This window comes from uncultured Croceicoccus sp. (genome assembly GCF_947496385.1).
In the GTDB taxonomy this organism is placed as follows: Bacteria; Pseudomonadota; Alphaproteobacteria; order Sphingomonadales; family Sphingomonadaceae; genus Croceicoccus.
The window spans coordinates 132036-152872 of record NZ_CANMCP010000007.1 but is presented as its reverse complement, the minus strand read 5'-3'; the positions used below and the strand labels follow the sequence as shown (position 1 = coordinate 152872).

Below are 20837 nucleotides of genomic sequence, written 5' to 3'. Positions count from 1 at the left end.
ATCACCTCGACGCAATTGCTCTCCCGCTTGTGCAGGCGCACCACGTGATGCTCGTCATGGCCATGCGTCTTGAACCAAGCCGTATCCTCGCTCGCCCCAACCTCGACCAGCCCCCAGTCCTCGGCATAAAACGCGCGCTCCGCGGCAAAATCGCTGGTGCCGTATCCGACATAGCGAATCTCGGTAACACGGGCGGTCATGAGCAATTCCTCTCTGCGGGGGGAATGGAAAGACAGGTTCAGCCTGAGCCGAAACGATGTCACTTCCGAAATTTCGTTCGTTATTTTAGAATTACACTTCTAATTTGCTCGACCAAGCAGGTCAATCCCGCGCATTCCGGCGCTGCCCGAAAATGTCGCGGGGCAGACGCAGCACGCACAGGATTGCCAGGCCGAGTGCAAGCGCGATCACCGCATTGGCGGGATCCAGCCCCGCCAGCCGCGCCGCCGCGTCCTCGCCCGAAACCGAAAAATAGGCGCCGCCCACCAGCGCAATGCCCAAGGCCCCGCCGATCTGCTGCGCCGTGCGGAGTGTCGCGCTGGCGGTGCCGGCGTTGTGCCGCTCGACCTCTGCGACCACGATCGGGCCGAGCGGACCGGACAAGGTGCCCATCCCGATCCCGGCCAGCATCAGCGCCGCATAGAGAAAGGGATCGCCACTGTTGCCGCCCTCGATCGCCTGAAGCGCAAGCGTCGTGCCGGCGATCATCGCGAGACCGCCCGCCACGGGCAGCGCCTTGCCCAATCGCGGCAGCAAGCGCGGCACGAGGAACCCGACGCCGATCATAACGCCTGCGCCGAACGGGATATGCACCAGCGCGGTTTGCAGCGGGCTCAATCCCAGCCCCTGCTGCAACGAGACCGCCAGCACCAGCAGGAAACCGATGGCCGCGCTGGAAAAGCAGAACGCGGACACCACGCCCCATTTGAAGGTCCCGATGCCGAACAGGCCCGGCTCGATAATGGCGGGCGATCCGGCACGCCGGCGTCGCCGCGCGCGGAACCAGCCATACAGGACAAGGCCAAAGGACACCGCGAACAGCGCGATCAGAGCCGGGCTCGCGCCCACCTCGGCGCCCTGAATCAAGGCATAGAGAAGCCCGCCGAAACCTGCGGCGAAGATCAGCGCGCCGACCGGATCGATGCGCAGGTCCTTTTCCGCCTGCCGCGGCGGCAGCGCGGCCCAGCCCACCAGCACAGCCGCCGCACCGATCGGCAAATTGATGAGGAAGACGAGCCGCCAGCCGAGGCCCAGCAGGTCGAGCTCGATCAGCACGCCGCCCACGATCGGCCCGATGATCGCGGCAAGGCCCACGATCACACCGAAATAGGCGAGCTTCGACACACGTTCGAGCGGGGTGTAAAGCAACTGTACGATTGCCATCGTCTGCGGCGCCATCACCGCGCCGGTCGCGCCTTGCAGCATGCGTGCCCAGACGAGCTGCTCCGGGCTCTGTGCCAGACCGCACAGGACGGATGCGAGGACGAACGCGCTGACCCCGATCAGGAACACCCGCGAATGGCCGAACGCATCGCCGAGCCTTCCGCCCAGCAGCAGCAGCGACCCCAGCGTCAGCAGATAGCCCGCGACGATCCATTGCATCGCGGCGGGCGACGCGGACAGCGCGTCCCGGATCGCGGGAAGCGCGGTGTTGACGATCGTCGAATCCGCCACCTCAAGCACGACCGCGGTGAGAACCGTGAAAAAGGCGACGGTCTTGCGCCTTTCCGAAACCGCGGAATGGTCACCCCCCCGTGCCGCCGCACTGTTGAAATCCGTCATCGCCCCCCCCGCCGGCAGCCGTTTAATAGCCGCTTTCGACAAACTAAAATCATCCTTCTATTGTCGCGTGAAACCGGTAAACGGTCAATCGTTCCTGATGACGATGTCCGCGATTGTGGGCCTGGCCGGGACACCGAAAAAACGGATGGGAGGCCCCGAATGGAGGCCGGACGAAAGGCGGGAATACCGCAGGGATAGCGGCGATCCTTGCCGGTTTCCTGCCGATATGGGCCATCGTTACCATGTTTCCCGCGGTCGGGGCCATGATCGGCCATTTCGCGCCGACCGACCCGAACGCGGCCACCAGGGTCCCCTCGATGGTGACCGCGCCGGGCCTCGCCATCGCCATCACGGCGCTGCTCATGGGCCTGCTCGTCGATCGCTTCGGCCGGCGCAAGCTGCTGCTGATCTCGACCTTCTCCTAAGGCTTTATCGGGGTCATTCCCTTTGTCCTCGACGATCTCGACTGGATCTACGCCTCGCGCCTGCTGCTGGGCTTCAGCGAGGCGGCGATCAACACGCTCCTCGCGGATTACTGGGCCGAGGATGGCCGCCGCCGATGGAGCATCGCAGTGCGGCGCCCGGCAATCGCACCGGTCGAAGCAGGACAGATCGGCATGGCCGGGATCGTCCGCCATGATGAAGACGATGGTGGACCGCCTTGCCTTTCGTCCGATCGCGGGAACGCCGCCGGCAGCGAGAGCCATGCCTCCGATGCCGACGCCAGGTAACCTTCACGGTCCGGTGGCTGCCCGCCCCTGCGGACAGGCAGCCTTTTCGGATCAGAATTCCACGCCCACGCGCACGCCGTAGGTCCGCGGCGGCTGGAACGTGAAGTTGAACGTATCGTCCGGTCCGGCCGAAACGAACCCGGCATAGGCGAGCGGCTGTTCGTCCTCCAGATTGCGAACGAATGCCTGGACGTTCCAGACCGCGCTCGCCGGCTCGTATTTGAGGCTCAGGTCGGTCTGCGTATACGCATCCTGTTCGCTCGACCGATAGTTGAAGATGTCGAGATAGTACTCGCTCTTGAACCGCGAATAGGCGCTGGCCGTGATGGTGGCCGCATTGGGCAGTTCGAACACGTGGTCATAGCCCAGCGTGATGGTGAACTTCGGCGATTGCGGCAGCGTGTTTCCGGCCAGATTGGGCTGCACCAGATCCGGACCGGGATCGAGATCGGCGAGGCCGTTGTTGTTCGGATTGACGGTATCGAAAATCGCATAGGATGCGAGCAGCTCGTCATATTGCGCGTTCAGATAGTTGAACGAGGCGCTGAACGTGTCGACCGGGCTGAGCTTGAAATTGCCCTCGATCTCGAAGCCCCAGATGGTCGCCGCGCCGGCATTGAAGATCTGCTGTCCGATGCCGGGATTGAGCAGGACCGCCGTCTGCAAATCCTTGTAGTCGTAGTAGAACCCTGCCGCGTTAAGCACATGCTCGCCGCGCGGCCCCAGGTTCAGCTTTACCCCGCCTTCGTAGGCCGTGTTCGTTTCCGGATCGTACGGGCCGACGCTGTCGAAACCGCCCGACTTGTAGCCGGTCGACACCTTGCCGTAGATCAGCGTGTCGATATTGGGCTGATAGTTCACGCCGGCCAGCCAGGTCAGCTGCTCGTTGTCCTGCTCCAGATCCAGGACCGACGGGGGCGGCCCATCGGGAGCGGCAGGCGGCGTGTTAAAGCGGAAGCCGTAGTTTCCGAACACGCCGTCGCGGCGGTCGATGGTATAGCGCAGACCGCCGACAAGGGAGACCGCTTCGCTCACCGCGAATTCCAGCTGCCCGAACCCGGCATAGCTCTTGGAATCGGTACCGCGGGAAAACGTGTTGATGAAGCTGCCGTTCGGGCCGATGAACGGATTGTACAGTCCGCGCAGATTGTCGAGCTGCTCGCGATAGACGAACACGCCGCCCTGATAGGTCAGCGCACCGCTCTCGCCATTGAGGCGCAGCTCGTGGCTCTGCGTTTCGACCCGGTTGCCGAATTCGAAGAAGATGTAATTCGGCAAGGCCAGATCGGTATCCTGGTCCGTACGGCGATAGCCGCCGAGATAGGTCAGCGTCACGCCGCCAAGATCGTACTGCACCTTGCCGCGCACGGCATAGCTGTCCTGCTCGTTGGGATTGAGCGGGATGACCGGCACCGGACCGTCGTAGGACGAACGATCGGTGATCTGCGCCTGCGCATTGCTGTTCGCCGGAATGCACTGGCCGCCCGGAATGAGCGGTGCTGCGTCGACGAAACCGTTCTGCGAGCAATCCGGACCGGGGCCGCGGCCCGGCTCGTTGAAGCTGTAGGCCGCGAAGGCCGCAACGATGTTCTGGTTGTGCACATATTCGCCCGACACATCGATGGTGAGACGATCGGTCGGCATCAGGCTCAATGTCGCACGGGCACCCAGATTGTCGGCGGTGCCGCTGCGCACGCGATCATTGCCCGCCGCCGCGCGGTTCGGGTGGAAGAAATAGCCGTCGCGCTTGTTGTAAAGGCCCGCGACGCGAAGGCCGCCGATGGGGCCGAAGGGGATGTCGACGCCCGCTTCGAGCTTGCGATGGTCGTAATTGCCATAGGTCGCATTGAAGTCGCCGCCGAACTCGGTGCCGGCCTTGCGCGTGATGAAGTTGATCGCGCCGCCGGTCGCGTTGCGGCCGTAAAGCGTGCCCTGCGGCCCGCGCAGGACCTCGATCCGTTCGATGTCGAACAGGGCGAGGTTCAGCACGTTGGGGCGGTTGATGTATTCGCCGTCAATATTGACTGCGACGGACTGATCCTGCCCCTCGTCATTCGAATTGGTGCCGACGCCGCGAAGCGCGACACGGGTATAGTTGGAGTCCTGCGTGATGTTCAGCGCGGGGGCGATGCGGGTGAGGTCCTGAAAATCGGTGATGCCGGCATCCTCGATCGTCTCGTCGCCGAAGACGTCCATCGCGATGGGAACGTCCTGTACGTTTTCGGACCGGTTCTGCGCCGTGACGATGATCTCGCTGTCGCTGTATTGCGCCAGTGCCGGCGATGCCGTCACGCCGAGGGCGCAGCTCGCGAACAGGACGCACCTGTAGCGGGGTATTCTCATGAAACCTCTCCCTTTACCGCCGGATCTTTGTCCAGATCTTCAACTAGAATTAGAGTTCTATTTATAAGAGGCAGTCCTTGTCAATGGGGATTGACGCGCCGCCAACGTTGTCTTGCAACTGTTGGCGGCGTGACATGGTTCGCCTTAACCATCTTCATTTCCTGCTGCGGAGCGCGCGCGCCACCGGCCAGATGGCATTCCGGATTGGAAACAAATGAGAATCCCATCGGATATTCGTTCCATCCGAAATTAAAATTGCAGGCAGGATAAAGATTAGAATTGACGTCTTTAATCTCTTGATGATTTTGCGAGAGATGCGAACTGAACCATCCGGCTCCACACCCAGTCTCGAAAAACTGTCGCAGGCGGCGATCAGTCGCCGGCCACGACAGGGCCGCAGCCTTGCCTCCTTCGAACGGATGTTGGTCGCCACGCGTGAGTTGATGCTCGAACGCGGAAGCGAGGAATTCACGCTGCAGGACGTGAGCGAGCGTGGAAGCGTCTCGATCGGATCGATCTATCTCCGGTTCGAGAGCAAGGATCGCCTCCTCTATGCCGTCATTTCGCAGGAGCTGGAAGCGGTGGTCGAGGAAGAGGCCGCGATGGTTCGTTCCGTTGCCACCAAGTGCAACAATCTCCAGGATTTTCTGGCGATATACATCAATGAATATACCGACTTCATGGGCAAGCACGCGGGCATGTTGCGGGTCATCATGCAGCGCGCCGCGATCGACCCCATTGTGTCCGCACCCGGCAAGGAAACGGCCTACAAGGCGTTGGCGCAAACGACCGATGTGATGATGTCATACCGGGAGGAAATCCGGTCGAAGAATGCGAGATTGAAGGCGGAGATGACGCTTCACCTCATCTATGCCGCCGTCGCCCGGCAACTCGGTCTGGGCGCCTCGCCGGAGGCCGAGGATCCGGCCGTATGGGCCACGCTGCGCCCCGAACTGGCCGAAATGGCCTATGCCTATCTGAAGCATTCCGACTGACGCTGCGCCGAGCATCCGGGCGAATCGCCAATAACCCGGGTTATAGCACGCCATTACCGGGATGATCTCGGAACAGGCGCAGCGATCCTTTGGCGAGAATTCCGGCGCTCGCGATCCGAGGTCGATGGCGGGAACGCGTCCGAACCATGCCGTTTGCGCGGCCAAGGGACAAGGCTGCAGAGCGCCCCGTCCCAAAAAACGCACCCGCCGCAGGGCATTCGCGAACAATCGTGAAGACCGACGCAAGCGCCCACAGCCGACGTCGTCGTTTGCCGGTGCTCCACGCTTATTAGCCGATCGCTTGCTCCCGCGGTGCGGCAGACGCAGCCGCGTGCTGGCCAAACCCCCTCGCGCCACCTCCGAAAACGACCCGGCGCGATGTCACCACGCGACCTGCCATGATCCTCGGCACCGGAACCGCCACACCCGGTTTTCAGCGGCTGTTTTCGGCTCCCGTCACGCGCACCCAGTCGACATACATGGCGACTTCGCCGCGCCGGATCCGGTCCACCGTCGCTTGCGGCATACCCTCATACGGCGTCTCGATGCCGTTGGTCTTGTACGGATAGGCGCCGCCCAGCGCAAAGTTCAGGATCATGTATTGCGGCCTGTCGTAGACCCATTCGCCGTAATGCTCGACCATGGCGCGCGTCACGCGGTAGATCGCGCGCCCGTCGACGCGAAACACCAGCCCGGTCGGGGACCAGTCCACCGCATAGACATGCCAGTCAGTGACATCGGTGCCATCGTCGAAGAAATACTTGTTCACGAGCGGCGTTTCGCCCGAATAGCCCGGACCATGCATGGCGACCCCGGTCCAGTCCTTTTCGCCGACATATTCCATGATGTCGGTTTCACCCGCACCCGGCCATTCGCCATAGCCGAGCATCCAGAAGGCCGGCCACACGCCGGTCGCATCGGGCATCTTGATCCGCGCGGCGGCGGTTCCGTAAGTGAAATCGAACTTGCCCTGCGTGTTGATCCGACCCGAGACGAAGTCCGCCACCCGCCCCGACGGGGTCACGAACCCTTCGCGAAACACAGGGCGCAGGGCGAGCACGCCATCATCGGCACCGGGCACCGATCCGGCGGGCAGGATCGCGATCGTCTCGGGCGAATCGATATAGGCCTGCTGCTCGTTATTGACCCAGAAACCCGGCCCTTCGACATTCCATCGGGTTCGGTCGAGCGTGGCATCGTTGAATTCGTCGGCGAATATCGCGTCCGCCGGCGGCGCCGTCCCCGCGACCGGCTCCATGCGCTGGCACCCGGTCGTTGCCCATAGCGCGAGCGAAAATGCGGCAATGCTGCTCAGCTTCGACATCATGAATTTCCCCCTCACATTCCGTCTCCCCGCGCGGGACAGCGCAGATCCTCGCCCACCGCCTCGGCCCGCGCCGCGCCCAGCGTCATGGCGAAACCACGGTCCGCCGTGATGCGCAGTGCATTGCCAAGATTGGCGAGATCCGCGCCCGCATCGGCAAAGCACCGCAGCGGGATTTTCATCGTGAACGGCTGACCGGGCGTAAAGCCAAGCACACGATCGGTGATGTCGAACGTCCGGTCGCCGAGCGCGAGCAGGACCGGACCGGTGCCGAGGCTGTCGATCCGCCCGTCGAGCCGCAGGGCGAAGGCATTGTTAAGCTGCCGGGACAGATCGGCGGCGGGGCCGTCGATGCTGAAACTGCCCGGCCCGGTCCATGCGATCGCCTTGGCGTCCTCCTGCGCGTTGAGGTCCACCGGGCGCACCTCGATCACACGCGACGCGCTGGTGGTGAGGCCCGGCCCGACCGAGCGTTTGCCGCCGTCGTCGGTCACGCTCATGGTCCAGGGGGCCTGCGCCCGCCCCGCTTCGTAGAAATTCGCGACGTGGAGCGCGGCCTTCACATCGAGGCCGGGGTCCTCCGAAAGCTGTGGGACCGTCCGGCCATCCGTATAGTCGAGCCCGTAACCGAGCGCGAAAAGCGGATCCTCGACCGGCGCGCGCGCATCTGCGGGCCACGCAAACGGCAAGCGGCCGGTGAAGTCGCGCGCCGGTGCGCCATTGGCCCGCGCGACCAGCACATCGGCGACCCCGGCCCCTTGCGAGCCGGGAAGCCATGCCGCGACGAAGGCATCCGATGCGTTGATTTCGGGGCTGACAAACATCGGGCGCCCCGAAAGGAACACGGAAACCACCGGAATGCCGCGGGCCTTCAACTGCTTGAGCAGGGCAAGATCCGTCCTTTCGCCCGGCTGATAGGCGAGCGTGGGCACGTCGCCCTGAAACTCGGCATAGGGCTTTTCGCCGAAGACGACGATCGCCACGTCGGGCGTATCGGCAAAGCGGCCGTCGGCGGACAGGTGCGCGGTGCCGCCAGCCTCGCGTACGGCGGCGTCGATACCCTCCCAGATGGTCTGCCCATTGGTGAAATCGGAGCGGGTCACGTCCGTGCCCTGCCAGCTTATGGTCCAGCCGCCCGATTGCATCGCCATGCTGTCGGCGCCTTCGCCCGTGACCAGCACGTTCGCGCCGGGGCGGATCGGCAGGACAGAGCCGTTGTTCTTCAGCAGAACCAGCGACTTGGCAACCGCCTCGCGCGCAAGGGCGAGATGCTCCGGCGCGCCGATCGCGGCATAATCGCGGCGCACGGTGGGCACCTTGTCGAGCAGGCCGACCTTCGCCTTCACGCGCAGGATGCGGCGGACCGCGTCGTCGACCCGCTCCATCGGGATCTGCCCTGCCTCGACCTGGCGCAAGGTGGTGTCGAACAGCCCCCTCCAGCTGTCGGGCGCCATGAACAGGTCCAGTCCCGCCTCGATCGCGATGGGGCAGTCGGTCACGGTGCAGCCCTCGATCTGCCCATGCGCGTTCCAGTCGCCGACGACGAAACCGTCGAAGCCCATCCGCTTTTTCAGCACATCGGTGAGCAGGCTGCGGTTGCCGTGGTTCTTCACGCCGTTCCAGCTCGAAAAGCTGACCATGACGGTGAGCGCGCCGGCATCGATCGCGGCGGGGTAGCCCTGCGCATGGAGCGCGACGAGTTCTGCCTCCGACATGCGGGCGTCGCCCTGATCCTGTCCGCCCTCGGTGCCCCCGTCGGCGAGGAAATGCTTCGCCGTCGCGGCCAGGCGGTCGGCGTTCAGAACCGCCCGCGGGCGCAACTCCCCCTGGAGCCCGAGGACCATTTCCTTCGCATAGGATGCGACGAGCACCGGATTCGAGGAATAGCCTTCGTAGCTGCGGCCCCATCGCAGATCCTGCGGGACCGCGAGCGTCGGTGCAAAGGTCCACTCGATGCCGCTGCCGGCGATTTTCGCGGCGGTGACTTCGCCGATGCGCCGGATCATCTGCGGATCATGTGCGGCACCGAGGCCGATATTATGCGGGAAAAGCGTCGCGTTCGGAATGTTGTTATGACCATGGACCGCATCGACGCCGAAGATGATCGGCACGGCGACGCCCTGCTCGCGCGGCGCGAGCGATGCGTCCCGAAATGCCTGTACCAGCCGGTCCCAATCCGCCGCGCCCGACCGCTCGTTTTCGTAAGGACCGCTGTTCCCGCCCGCCAGGATCGAGCCGAGCGGATACGCCGCCAGATCATCCGGCGTGATCGTGCTGATGTCCGCCTGGATGAGCTGGCCGACTTTCTGACGCACGGTCATGGCCGCGATCAACCGGTCGATCTTCGCCTCGGTCGCCGTGTCGGTGATGGCCGCCGGGCTATGCGCCTCGGGCCAGAGAGCGGGATTTGCCTGCGCCGCCGCGGGAATGCCGGCCATCGGCGCGGTGTCCGCAACCGGGGGGAATTGTGTGCAAGCGGTCGTCGCCAACGCGAGCAGCGCCGTGCTCAAATATCGTTTCATGGTCTTCCTCTCCCCCCGCGCTTTTTCGGGCACGGATTCGTGGCGCGCGGATGTTTGCGTCCGTCGCGAATGCCGAAATGCCGTCCGGCACAGTGAACGTTATCAAAACCGGATTTCGCACGGCTCGCCCCAAACTTCAAGCGGGTTTGCGATGGCCCGCGCCCGACGCCGGGAACCCGGCTTAGTCTCGATCAGGGGCCGGAGCGCCTGTCGAGTCGCGCTCCACCAGCGAGCCGGAGATCACCACCGGCATCGCGGGCAGTGGCTCGCCCGATTGCGCCGCGATGATGAGTTCGACGGCATGCGCCACCGTCTGCGCGATCGGCTGATCGATCGCGGTGAGCGGCGGATGCACGAAACGCGCCACGGGCGTATTGTCGAAGCTGATAAGCGAAAGATCGCCCGGTATGTCGAGGCCCAGCGCGCGCGCCGTTTCCATCGCCGCCAGCGTCATCTTGTCGCTGCTGGCGATGATGGCAGTGGGCCGGGGCTCGCTGCGCAGCAATTTGCGCGCCGCGACCGCCCCTGTCTCGAACCCGAAATCGCCCGCCTCCAGAAGACCGTCCAGCGGCAATCCCGCATCGTTCATCGCGTCGCGCCACCCCTGCACACGCCTTTCGCTCAGCCCATATTCGGGCGAGCCGGCGATAAAGCCGATGCGCCGATGGCCCAGCGCGATGAGATGTTCGGTCGCGAGCCGGGCCGAGCCTGTGTCGTCCATCGTCATGGCAAAGCCGCCATCGCTGCCGAGCGAACCGATCCGCGCGAACGGTATTTTCGCATGGGTCAGCAATTTCACGATGAGCGGATTGTCGGAATGCGGCGGCGTCAGGATCACGCCATCGGGCTGCAGCGCGGCGAGCGCGGCGTCGATCTCGCGCTCGACATGATCGCTATGCGTGTCGACCAGCTCGAATATCAGCCGGTAACCGTGCTCTGCGCATTTCAGCATCCCGCCCAGCAGCATCTGATCGACCCAGTCGGCGCCCTCCCGGTCCTGCCAGTCGGAGATGGTGCGGTCCCGGTCGTTGAGCGCGAGGATGATGTAGGAACGGTGCCCGCGCATGCGCTGCGCCGCGATGGAGGGGACGTAGCCCAGCCGGTCGATCGATTCCTGCACCCGGCGCGAGGTCGCGGGGCGCACGTTCGGTTCCTTGTTGATGACGCGGCTGACGGTTTGCAGGGAAACCCCCGCATCCGCCGCGACATGCCTGATGGTGACCGCCTGCCGACGACGCGCCATGATGCCTGATCCTTCGTTGCTTTGTGCACGCTCCTAGACGCAGGACCGCGCAATTGCCAAACCGGCGTGCGTTCAATCGGCCTCGCGCGCGCCGCAGTAGCGCGCGACATACGCCTCGTGGCTGGGGAGCGAGCCCACCGTCTTCGCCACATTTTCGCGCAGCGTGCGCAGCAGCTTGTCGATTTCCCCGTCGGTCAGTTTTGCCGCGATGGGGTGGTGGCTTTTGGGGACGATACCCTGCCCCATCATCACCTGCACCCAGCTGTTTTCCCCGAACAGCTCCTCGTTCTTGCGGAACACGCGGCCCGTTTCGCGGAACAGCGCGATCCGGTGTGCAAGGCTGTCGGGTACCTCCATCGCCGCGCAATAGCGCCAGAACGGGCTGTCCTGCCGTTCGGTGGCCTTGTAGTGCAGGATCAGGAAATCCCGGATCTGCACCATGTCGGTCAATTGCTGCTCGTTGAATTCGTCGATGTCGCGCGCGCTGATCTCCCCCGCCGGAAGCATCCGGATGAGCCGCAACACGGCCCGCTGAATGAGGTGGATGCTCGTCGATTCCAGCGGCTCCATGAAGCCCGCCGAAAGCCCGACCGCGATACAATTGCGATACCATTGCCGCCGCCGCGCCCCGGTCACGAAGCGAAGCATGTTCGGCGTACTGATCGTCTCGCCCTCCACCGTGGTCAGGAGGCGGTCGAGCGCGGCATCCTGTTTCAGATAACGGCTGCAGTAAACGATGCCGTTGCCGCGCCGGTGCTGTAGCGGGATGCGCCATTGCCAGCCCGCATCGTGCGCGATCGCGCGGGTGAACGGCGGCGGCGATCCGACCGAGCGGGTCTGCACCGCGATCGCCGCATCGCACGGCAGGTAATGCGACCAGTCGTCGTAGCCGGCGTGCAACGCCCCCTCGATCAGCAGCGCGCGAAAGCCGGTGCAGTCGAGGAAGAGATCACCCTCGATCCGCCCGCCCGACTCGAGCCGGAGCGCCGCGATATCGCCGCTTTGCGCGTCGAGTTCGACCTCGGCGATCCGGCCCTCGCGGCGGATCGCGCCGTCGGCCTCTGCCATCGTGCGCAGGAACCGGGCATAGCGCGCGCTGTCGAGCTGATAGGCGTAGTTCATCCGGTCGTCGGGCAGATGCGCGAACTTGCCGGCGTAGGCGGCCTTCAGCTCGAGGCAGTAATCGTCATAGGAGACGTCGTGCCCGCGGGCCTGCCCCTCCATCCAGTAATGTTGAAACCCTGCGGCCCAATGGTCGCGCCCGGTGAGGCCGAAGGAGTGGAAATAGCCTGCGCCCACTTCGCGCCAATTGTCGAACTGAATGCCCAGCTTGAACGTGGCGCGGGTCTCGCGCATGAAATCGGCCTCGTTGATGCCGAGCAGCCGGTTGAAGGTGACGAGCGGCGGGATCGTGCTTTCGCCGACGCCGACCGTGCCGATCGCATCGGATTCGACAAGCGTGACCGCCACCGACCGGCCGAGCGTGCGCGCGATCGCGGCCGCCGCCATCCAGCCCGCCGTGCCGCCACCCGCGACGACGATCCGCCGCGGCGCGTGATCCGGCCCGCTCATCGGCTGAGCGCGCGCAGCAGGAACGCGCGGAGGCGTCCGGCGCTTTCCACGGTGAGGGGGGCAAGCACGCTGCGCGCGTTTTCGGGGATATGGTCGGTCACGTCGGGCCCGTTCTCAAACACGTAATGATCGAACAATTGCCGCCACATCTGCTTTTGTTCGGCGGGAAGATCCCGGATGGAAAGAATGGCATGGTTGAGCGCGTTCTGCGGCTGCCCCATCCAGCGCGGCGTGTCCCGCCACCAGAAATTCACCAGCGCGTTGAACGTACTCAACGCCTCGACATGATGCCACCACATCGACGGAATATAGAGCGCATCGCCCGGCTCCAGCTCCGCCACCACCGCGTGGCGCAAGGCGTCGGCAAAGCGGGGATGCGCGTCGAGATCGGGAGCGTGAAAATCCACCATGCTGACTGCCCGGCCCGCCGGCGTGTTGTCGATCGGTCCGAGGTAGAGATTGGCGAACTGGTCCGGTGGGAACAGGGTAAAGCGCCGCCGCCCGACCGCGCAGCAGGCGAGATTGTCGGGAAAATCGTTATGCGCGGCAATGCGCGTCGCGGTGCCGATCCATATGCTGGAGATCAGCGAACGATCGCCGAGGTCGATATGATTATCCGCGTACAATCCGTCGAAGAATTCGTGCATGTCGGTGGAGGCGAGATAGACCGTCGCGGCGTCCGCCTTCCCCTCCGCCGCGTCCATCCCGCCGAAAATCTCGGGCAGCATGGCGCGCCCGCTGCGAAAATTCATGCCCATCTGCGCGTCGTAGAACAAGCGCCCGCCATCGTCCGGCGCCCCGACGGACACGGCGAAAGGGCGGTCCTTTGCCTTGCCGAGCAGATATTCGCGTGCGGCGCGGCCGGACCTTCGCCCTGCCGCCACGAGCGGCCAGTCGGCGGCCAGCCCGCGTATGACGAAGGGTTCATTCGCATCGCCGAGCGCCGCATCGAGACCGCCTTCGCCCCCGATCGCGCGTTCCGGTACCGAAGGCAGCCGGGCCAGGGGACCGGGATCGGCCTCAGCCATAACGCAGCGTTCGGTTCTTGCGATCGACCAGCCCGCCGATCTGCGCGAGCGAGCCGAGCGCCATGAAGATCGGCAGCAGGTGATCCGCGGCGTGAAGATCGCCAAGGGCCGCGGGGTCGAGCGCGCGCAGGCGGTCCTCGTCAATGATGTGGAAGCCCACGAGCCGGTTCTTCGACCCGTCGTCGAGCGGAATTTCGAGCGAGAACGGTTCGAGCAGATCGTACCGTCGCAACGCGTCGAAGAATGCGCCGCTCGCCCTGTATCCCTGGTCGAGCGTACCGAGCAGCTGCGACATCTCCTCCAGAAAAGGCGTGGGCCGTCCATCCTCGTCGAACAGGCGCACGCCATCGGCATGGCCGACGCGGGGATGCGCCATGTCGATATGGACCTGCGCATCGCCGCCATCCCTGCTCCGCCCGATCAGGAACGGCTGCACCGCCATCGCCAGCGGACGATACCGCGCATCCCATTCCCCGTCGTTCAGGAACAGGTTCTCCCCGGTATCAAAGCCGAACAGCGCATGGGCGGTGAATGCCTGCCCTTCGGCATCGAGGCGGAACAGGATCGGGTAATGCGCCTGCACCTGGCGAAATTCGTTCGGCATGACCGGACAGGCCATGATCCCGTCGCCGAATTGCACCGCGGCGCCCGTCGCCACGCGCAATTCGCCGTGGGTGGCGTTGTCGAGGACGGCATGGTCGGTTGCAGCCGGCTGGGTCATGCCCCCGCGACCCCGCGTGTTACAGGGCGGAGCGCGTCGAGATAGGCGCGATTGCTCGGCAGCGCCGAGGCGAGCGCCCGGCTTCGCTGTTGAACCTGATTCATCTGCTCCCTCACGATTGGATCCATGCCCGGATCGGCCGTCCCGAGATGGTCGGGCAGACCGCCCATACCATACAGCACGTATTGATGGCTCGCCGCCGGAAAGATTTCGTCGCGGTGCGGAAAATCGTAAACCGATGGCGGCTGATGACGCCAGAGCGAAAGCAGGCCCGCCAGCGTATCGGGAATGCTCGCGTCGTCGCGGTGATCGCGCCAGTATGGCTCCTCCCGACGGCTCAACACGTAATGCAGTTTCAGGAAATCGACCACCCGGTCCCAGCGATAGCGGAACAGCCGGTTGAACCTGTCGGCATGGACATCCATGCTGTCGCGGTTGGCGGGAAAATTGTCGAGCAGCATGTCGAGCGACAGTTCGATCATCACGATCGCCGACGCTTCGAGCGGCTCCATGAAGCCCGCAGACTGACCGATGGCGAGGCAATTGTTCTGCCAGAAGCGCGCGCGGTGACCGCTCGTGAAGGCAAGCTTGCGCACCTTGCCCTCGTCGAAGGGCGCGCCGGGAATCGCACGCGCGACATAGGCGGACAGCACCGCCATCGCATCGCCATCGCCCATATGCGCGGAGGAGAAGACGCAGCCCACCCCGCGGCGCGACGGGAGGCCAATGTCCCAGAGCCAGCCGGCACGGTGCGCGGTCGCATTGGTCTGCGACGCGATGGCGCTGTCGGCGGCAACCGGAACCTGCACGGCGAGCGCGCTGTCGTTGAACAGCACATCGGTACGCGAACGCCATGCGACGCCCAGCGTGTCGCCGATGAGAGTCGCCGCACGCCCCGTGCAATCGATGAAGAGGTCACCCGATACCGGACCGCTCGCCTGCGTGTGAAGCGCCTCTATATCGCCGTTTTCACCGCGCACGACATCGGTCACCCGGTCCGCGACATGCCGCACGCCCAACCCACCACACGCCCGATCGCGCAGCAGCACGGCGAGCTTGCCCGCGTCGAGATGGTAGGCGTAATTCAATGCGCCGGCATAATCGGGCATGGCTTTCTGCCGCGGTGCGTAGCCGAGTTCGCAAATCCGCGCCTGCGGCGTCATCGCATGGGCAAAGGGGCGGTCCGGCGCAAGGCGCCACGCGGCGAGCACATCATGGGCCGCGGCCTCCGGCGGGGCGGTGAACGGGTGGAGGTAGCTATCCCCCGCCTCTCCCGAGACCCAGCCATCGAAGCGCGAGCCTTGCTTGAATGAACCGTCGCATTCGCGCAGGAAGTCGGTTTCCGCGATCCCGATCCGCGAAAGCGTGCGCCGCATCGTCGGCCAGGTGCCTTCCCCCACGCCGAGCGGCGCAATATCGGGTGCCTCGATCAAAGTGACCTGCACAGATTCCCGGTCGGCGAGCCGCGCCGCGATCATGCAAGCGGACAGCCAGCCGGCCGTGCCTCCGCCCACGATCACGATCTGCCTCACCGGTTCGTGCAACGTCCATCCCCATCGCCGCCGGCGCCCCGCATGGAAGCGATTCCCATACGAGGCGCCGCGCCGTTGTCACCGATATGCAGGGCCCGGTTCAAGCCCGATCTTCAGAAGGTGAACCGTGCACCCGCCGCATAGCGGGCATAGCCCGGTTGCGCGAAGGTCACGAATTCGTCGGACCGGCGATGACCGCGCCGGTTGGACCCGGTGAGGTTGATCGCTTCGGCAAAGATGGAGAACCCGTTCGGGAACTCGTAGCTCGTGCTCGCATCGACCTGTCCATACGCCTCGACGAAGACCGGATCGACCGAACCGCCGGCATAGAATTCGTCGCGCCAGTTATAGGCGACACGCGCCTGGAACCCGTTCTTGTCATAGAACGCCACCGCATTCGCACTGTCGCTCAGCCCGGTGAGCGCGAACTGCCCGACATAGGGGCTCAGCGTCTTGTCGAACGTCGCATCGCCGTTGACGATGGTATAGTTCAGGATCGCGCCGAAACCCGTGTCCCAGAAGCTGTGCTGTATCGCGAATTCCCAGCCGTGGATGTTGGCCGTCTGGTCGCTGTTGAACGGTTGCGTGATCTCGAAATTGAAGAGCTCGTCCTCGGGCAGGCCGAAGATATTGCCGGTGAGATAGGTATTGCCGCCGGCCTCGGTCTGCCCTGTGACCTGCGACGAGCCGGGGAAGTTGCGCAGGATGTAATCGCGCACCAGCACCGCATCCGACGTGCCCAGCGCCGCGACCGCTTCGCGGTAACGCGGACCGGCACCCGGATTGCGAAGGCCGAACGCGGTCTGATTCAACTGGTTCGTGGAGATGAAGTTCGACACGTCCTTGTTGAAGAAGCCGACCGACATGTAGCTGATCGGGCTGTAATACCACTCCGCCGAAACGTCGATATTCTTCGATTTATAGGGGACGAGGTTGGGGTTGCCGAGCGAGCCGGTGCCCCCGCCGATCCGCGGGTTCGAATTGAGGATCAGCCCGCCCTGAAGGCTTGCATAATCGGCGCGCGTGATCGTGTGGCTGTAGGATGCGCGCAGTTTCACGTTGTCGATCGGCTCCATGTCGAAGTCGATCGCGGGGAGCCAGTTGTCGTAATCGCCCTTGAACCGGGTGAAGGAGGCATCCCCGAACGTAATCGCGAATTCGTTCGCGCCGGTCCAGCGGGTGCCGGTCGGGATCGGCACCAGGGCCGAGGAATTGACCTGCGTCTGGTCGTAGCGGATGCCGGCAATGACATGCGCCGGCCCGTCGAGGATGTCGAAGCTCAGGTTCGCCTGAATGAACGGCGAGATCGTCCGCTCCTTGATCCGGCGGTCGGTCGTGAAATCGGCAAGGCAGGTGCCCGGCTCGACGGTGCCGGTCTGCGGATTGCTGCAGATATTATATTGCGAGCGCAGCAATTCGGCCATCTGCACGAAATCGAACGTATAGATCGCCGGCGGCAGGTTGTCCGAACCTGCGAAGCCTTCGAATGCGTTCGGCAGCGGCACAAGGTTGAAGAAATCGTCGGGAACCGCACCCGCGCCGAAGGACTGCCCGCGCGGATCGACGCCGCCCCATGTCTCGTTCTGAATGAAGCCGTAGGCGGACTGCACGCTATTGTCGACGAAGGAGAACCCGGCATCGATGCTGTCGAGGATGTCGCCTTCATGCTCGTAATGGCCGGAAAGCTGAACCTGGTTGATTTCATCGCGGAAATAGGCGTTGCGGAAGGCATTGCCCGTCGGCGTGATGAGCGACGCATCGAGCGGGTCGATACCGGGATACATCGTGTAGCTGATGATCGGCAGGTCGCCGGTAAAATCGACGGTCTGCGACTGCACGCCGAAAATGGCGCCGCCGATCGACGTGCTCGACCCGTATTCGTTGGTCGGGCGCGATTCCGCGGTCGAATGGTGCGCGTCGAGCGTGACGATCACGCCGCCCGGCGCCTCCCAGGTGAGATTGCCGCCGAGCGACTTGTTTTCACTCACATTCGCGGTGAGCGCGCTCGAATAGGACAGGTCCTTGCCTGGGCCGAAATTCTCGGAATAGAACACGGGGCCGGCGTTCGGGCCGTCGGTCCATTCGCTCGACGTGTCGCCGAAGTTGAACCAGATGCCGACGCTGGAATCACGCGCCTCGACCTTGTTGCGCGAATAGGTGTAGTCAACCGTCGCGATCAGGGTGTCGGTGGGCTGGAATTGCAGCACGGCCTGACCGTTGATGCGCTCGCGGTCGATGTCGATCAGGTCGTAGGCCGCGCTCTGCGGGATTTCGTAGACGTCGTCGCCCATGGGACGGTTGATGATGTTCGCGCCCGACGGATTGAGCTCGCCCCAAGTGTTGCCGTTCGCCGCGTTGACCGCGGGATCGCCGACATAGCCGTCGCGGAAACCGACGCTGGCTGAATTCACGCTGGCCTTGCGCCGCTGATACGCGCCGGACAGCAGGATGCCGAAGCGTTCGTCGGCGAACGTATCCGAAATGATGCCGGAAATTTCAGGGGTGATGACGGTATCGCCATTGCGCGAGCTGTCGAGCACGCCCTTGGCCGCGATGCTGCCGCGCAGACCGTAGCGGTCGAGCGGGCGCGGCGTCTTGATATTGATGGTCGAGCCGATACCGCCGGAGGGAACGGCGGCGCGCCCGGTTTTGTAGACCTCGACCCCGGCGACGCCTTCGGATGCGAGATTGGCAAAATCGAACGAGCGCGAGGCCGGCGCGCTCGCCCCGTCGCCGAGCGTGCTGGTCGGCATCTGACGACCGTTCAGGAGGACGAGGTTGTATTCGGGACCAAAGCCGCGGACCGTCACGGTCGAGCCTTCGCCGTTCGCCCGGTCGATCGAAACGCCGGTGATACGCTGCAGCGATTCGGCGAGGTTCGTGTCGGGGAACTTGCCGATGTCTTCGGCCGAGATCGCATCGACGACGCCCTGCGCCTCGCGCTTGATCCGCTGCGCATCGGCGAGGCTGGCGCGGATGCCGGTGACGACGATCACGTTTTCTTCGGCGACGACGTCGGTCGGGTCGGCGGCATCCACCGCGTCCTGGGCATGGGCGATCTGGGAAGCGCCAAGGAGCGCTATCAACGACCCTCCGCAAAGGAAGCGGACGCTCGCGCGGTGTGTCTTGCCAATCATGTATACCTCCCCGATTTTTGCCGCCAGTTTGCCAGCGCGCATCTAAATGTGAACGTTCGCTTCACTCTTCGTGCCGCTTTTGTCAAGAGCATTTGCATGCGGGCACGGTGCCCCTGAGCCGGGACCTGGCCGAAAATTCGGGAGGCGTGTCCACCGTGCAACAAAGGCAATGGCCCCGTCGCGACATGCGCCGGCGGACGTCATGCGCGATGGCGGCAGCAGCCCGGCCCGCCCATGCAGCGGGAAAAACGCGGCGAGGGCCGCTTGCGGCGCGTAATGCACGCAGCGACTGCCGCCGAACCATGAACGATAATGTGGGAGGTAGGATGGTGAGCCCTGCTGGGTTCGAACCAGCGACCTACTGATTAAAAGTGGCGTCGGTCTAATCCATATGCATTCGCAAGCATCTGTTTTAGATATATTTTCTAATCGGCATGATCTACATAGTTCTTGATATGTTCTCCAGTATCTGACACAAAAAGCTACCTAAGGTAGCTGGTGGATTATGGGTAACAAGGTCGGTCTTACGGATGCTCGAATTGCCGGCTTGGCCCTTCCGGCGCAAGGCCAGGTCGAATATCCGGACAATCTAGTTCGGGGCTTGCGGCTACGGGTCGGCAAGTCTGGGATCAAGACATACATCCTACGTAAGAAATGTCACGGCAGGTGGTTGAACCTGACGCTGGGCCGCCATTCGGTACGCTTCAAGCTCGCCGATGCGCGCAAGAAGGCGCGAGATCTCCTTGTCGACATCGAACAAGGCAAGGACGTTGCCAAGAAGGAAGGAGAGAAGCGGAAATTCTCATCGGGCATCGGCACTGTCCGTGAGCTAGCTGAAGTCTACCTCGCCAACGAAGTCCGCGGCAAGAAGCGAAGCGCTGTCGAGATCGAACGTTCGTTCAACGTCTATATCCTGCCGGAGATCGGCGATCGGCTGGCCGACACAATCACACGCGGCGACGTGTCCAAGCTCAATGAAAAGGTGGCCTATGAAGGCAAGCGCCCCACACCTGTTCAAGCGAGGAATGTACATCGGTATCTATCGTCTTTCTACAGCTGGGCCCTCCCCCGACTCGATTCGTTACCCGCGCATCCCTGTCGCGATGCCTGGTGTCCTAAACCGCCTGCGGCACGCGACCGGGTTTTGACCGACCGCGAACTCGCGGCCCTGTGGCATTCAGCGGTGGTAGATGGATACCCTTTCGGAAATTTCGTCCAGCAACTTATTCTCACCGGCCAGCGGCGCAGCGAGGTACTGGGTGCGACATTGTCGGAATTCGACCTGAATGCACGGACCTGGACCGTTCCCGGCAATCGAGCCAAAAACGGGAAAGCAAACATCATCCCGCTTTCGGCTCCAGCACTGGCGCTTATCAAAGACGTAATCAACAAGGCGGGGTTGGATGGGGATGACGCAGCACATGCGGAGCGATTGATCTTTGCCTCTCAGACAACCTTAGAGAATGCTGTCAGCGGCATCACCCGTTCCTGGAACCGCATGCGCAAACGGGCAGACGAAATCATCGGGTTCGAGATGAACCATTACCGTATTCACGATATCCGCAGGACCGTTGCAACCGGGCTTCAGCGTTTGGGCATCCCTTTGGTCGTCAGCGAAGCTGTGCTCAACCATCAGTCTGGCTCTGCGAAGACAGGAGTCGCAGCAGTGTACCACCACCATCACTTCACCGAAGAGAAGCGCGAAGCTTTGGCGTTATGGGGCAATGAAGTAGCTAAAATTGCGTCGAAAACCTAAACCGATCGCTTATAGTGCGAGGGCCATCGCGGGTCTCAGTTACGACGGTGGAGGAGCATCGGTGACCTTCCGCGCCGTTCACACGGGTGGGATTGAAGGTTCAATCCCTGCTGCACCCACCATTGTTTTCAATAGCTTAATGCGATTCTCA

14 protein-coding genes and 1 pseudogene are annotated in these 20837 nt (G+C 63.6%); 3 read left to right on the top strand and 12 right to left on the bottom strand.

Going from position 1 to position 20837, the window contains the following annotated elements; genetic code table 11:
• Both Q0897_RS12295 and Q0897_RS12290 read right to left on the bottom strand, forming a co-directional pair.
• Nucleotides 1-200, bottom strand: a pseudogene (locus Q0897_RS12295) (oxidoreductase); the annotation flags it as partial.
• A 121-nt stretch (nucleotides 201-321) separates the two neighbouring features.
• Entirely contained in the window at nucleotides 322-1782 is a 1461-nt protein-coding gene (locus Q0897_RS12290; RefSeq protein WP_299309736.1) for an MFS transporter, read from the bottom strand.
• Nucleotides 1783-2024: 242 nt separating this feature from the next.
• On the opposite strand from Q0897_RS12290, the gene Q0897_RS12285 reads away from it, so the two are divergent.
• Nucleotides 2025-2207: a hypothetical protein gene (locus Q0897_RS12285; protein WP_299309735.1), complete on the top strand. Its 183-nt coding sequence runs from the start codon at nucleotides 2025-2027 to the stop codon at nucleotides 2205-2207.
• 357 nt (nucleotides 2208-2564) lie between these two features.
• On the opposite strand, the gene Q0897_RS12280 is transcribed toward Q0897_RS12285, so the two are convergent.
• On the bottom strand, nucleotides 2565-4856 hold the full coding sequence (locus Q0897_RS12280; RefSeq protein ID WP_299309734.1) for a TonB-dependent receptor: 2292 nt from the start codon (nucleotides 4854-4856) through the stop codon (nucleotides 2565-2567).
• Between the two features lie 80 nt (nucleotides 4857-4936).
• Nucleotides 4937-5083: a hypothetical protein gene (locus tag Q0897_RS12275; protein ID WP_299309733.1), complete on the bottom strand. Its 147-nt coding sequence runs from the start codon at nucleotides 5081-5083 to the stop codon at nucleotides 4937-4939.
• A gap of 87 nt (nucleotides 5084-5170) precedes the next feature.
• On the opposite strand from Q0897_RS12275, the gene Q0897_RS12270 reads away from it, so the two are divergent.
• Nucleotides 5171-5851 (top strand): TetR/AcrR family transcriptional regulator, encoded by a 681-nt coding sequence (locus Q0897_RS12270; protein ID WP_299309732.1) that lies wholly within the window; start codon nucleotides 5171-5173, stop codon nucleotides 5849-5851.
• Between the two features lie 433 nt (nucleotides 5852-6284).
• On the opposite strand, the gene Q0897_RS12265 is transcribed toward Q0897_RS12270, so the two are convergent.
• The 8 genes from Q0897_RS12265 to Q0897_RS12230 all read right to left on the bottom strand — a co-directional run bounded on the left by Q0897_RS12265 (nucleotide 6285) and on the right by Q0897_RS12230 (nucleotide 18930).
• Complete coding sequence (locus Q0897_RS12265; protein WP_299309731.1) at nucleotides 6285-7178, bottom strand: glycoside hydrolase family 16 protein; 894 nt, start codon at nucleotides 7176-7178, stop codon at nucleotides 6285-6287.
• A gap of 11 nt (nucleotides 7179-7189) precedes the next feature.
• A complete protein-coding gene (locus tag Q0897_RS12260) occupies nucleotides 7190-9697 on the bottom strand; it encodes a glycoside hydrolase family 3 protein (protein WP_299309730.1) in 2508 nt (835 codons plus the stop codon).
• Between the two features lie 181 nt (nucleotides 9698-9878).
• Nucleotides 9879-10940 carry a LacI family DNA-binding transcriptional regulator gene (locus tag Q0897_RS12255; protein ID WP_299309729.1) on the bottom strand — a complete coding sequence of 354 codons (1062 nt, stop codon included), beginning with the start codon at nucleotides 10938-10940 and terminating at the stop codon, nucleotides 9879-9881.
• Nucleotides 10941-11012: 72 nt separating this feature from the next.
• Nucleotides 11013-12512, bottom strand: coding sequence for a tryptophan halogenase family protein (locus tag Q0897_RS12250; RefSeq protein WP_299309728.1), 1500 nt, complete (start codon nucleotides 12510-12512; stop codon nucleotides 11013-11015).
• Nucleotides 12509-13540: a cupin-like domain-containing protein gene (locus Q0897_RS12245; protein ID WP_299309727.1), complete on the bottom strand. Its 1032-nt coding sequence runs from the start codon at nucleotides 13538-13540 to the stop codon at nucleotides 12509-12511. The genes Q0897_RS12250 and Q0897_RS12245 overlap by 4 nt, the downstream gene beginning before the upstream one ends.
• Nucleotides 13533-14261, bottom strand: a complete 729-nt coding sequence (locus Q0897_RS12240) for a SapC family protein (RefSeq protein ID WP_299309726.1) — start codon at nucleotides 14259-14261, stop codon at nucleotides 13533-13535. Before Q0897_RS12240 ends, Q0897_RS12245 begins: the two co-directional genes overlap by 8 nt.
• On the bottom strand, nucleotides 14258-15793 hold the full coding sequence (locus tag Q0897_RS12235) for a tryptophan halogenase family protein (protein WP_299309725.1): 1536 nt from the start codon (nucleotides 15791-15793) through the stop codon (nucleotides 14258-14260). Before Q0897_RS12235 ends, Q0897_RS12240 begins: the two co-directional genes overlap by 4 nt.
• A 113-nt stretch (nucleotides 15794-15906) precedes the next feature.
• Complete coding sequence (locus Q0897_RS12230; protein WP_299309724.1) at nucleotides 15907-18930, bottom strand: TonB-dependent receptor; 3024 nt, start codon at nucleotides 18928-18930, stop codon at nucleotides 15907-15909.
• A gap of 505 nt (nucleotides 18931-19435) precedes the next feature.
• On the opposite strand from Q0897_RS12230, the gene Q0897_RS12225 reads away from it, so the two are divergent.
• Nucleotides 19436-20686, top strand: a complete 1251-nt coding sequence (locus tag Q0897_RS12225) for a site-specific integrase (RefSeq protein ID WP_299309723.1) — start codon at nucleotides 19436-19438, stop codon at nucleotides 20684-20686.
• Nucleotides 20687-20837: the final 151 nt, after the last annotated feature.